Below are 630 nucleotides of genomic sequence, written 5' to 3'. Positions count from 1 at the left end.
AGCCGAAGTCGTCACAGCGGCTACAACGCGAGCGCAACCTCGAGTCCGACTCGCGCGCAACGCTGCTCGTCGAGCATTGGGACCGCGACGACTGGTCGCGGCTCTGGTGGGTTCGCGCCTCGCTGCAGTGGGAGGGCGAGCCGTCGGGTCAGCGGGAGGAGGGTCTCGCGGCGCTGCTGGAGAGCCGCTACCCGCAGTACCGCGGCCGGCCCTTCGACCGAGTCCACGTGCTGCGGATCATCGACGTCACGGGCTGGGCGGCGCGCTAGGTGTACTCGGTCATGACGTTGGTGACAGACGGCTGACGGGTGGGAGTCCCTTGAGCGCGGTGTGGCGTCGTCGAGTGTTGTACTCCTGGAGCCAGGGGGCAAGGGCTGCGGCTCGCTCGGCGTTGCTGGTGAAGACTTGCCGGTAGGCCCACTCGGTGGCCAGGGTTCGGTTGAACCGTTCCACCTTGCCGTTCTGCCACGGGCAGTGCGGCTTGATGAACTTGTGCGTGGCCCCGAGCACGGTCATCGCGTTCTTGACGTCGGTGCTGCGGCGGTAGCTGAAGTGGTTGTCGGTGATGACTCGTTCGATCTGGGTGATGCCGTGGCCGGCGAAGTGTTCCGCGGCGCGCAGGATGAACGC

At 67.1% G+C, this 630-nt stretch carries 2 protein-coding genes; one reads left to right on the top strand and one right to left on the bottom strand.

Going from position 1 to position 630, the window contains the following annotated elements:
• The coding region (locus tag AC1DP0_RS22500; protein ID WP_478088896.1) for a PNPOx family protein at nucleotides 1-269 on the top strand (269 nt) is incomplete at its 5' end.
• 10 nt (nucleotides 270-279) lie between these two features.
• Here the strand turns inward: AC1DP0_RS22500 and AC1DP0_RS22495 are convergent.
• A partial coding sequence (locus AC1DP0_RS22495; RefSeq protein ID WP_478088894.1) for an integrase core domain-containing protein occupies nucleotides 280-630 on the bottom strand: 351 nt, incomplete at its 5' end.

It is taken from the genome of Terrabacter sp. P5_B1, from assembly GCF_056400505.1.
The sequence above is the reverse complement of the archived record's forward strand: the minus strand, read 5'-3'. Positions and strand labels throughout refer to the sequence as shown.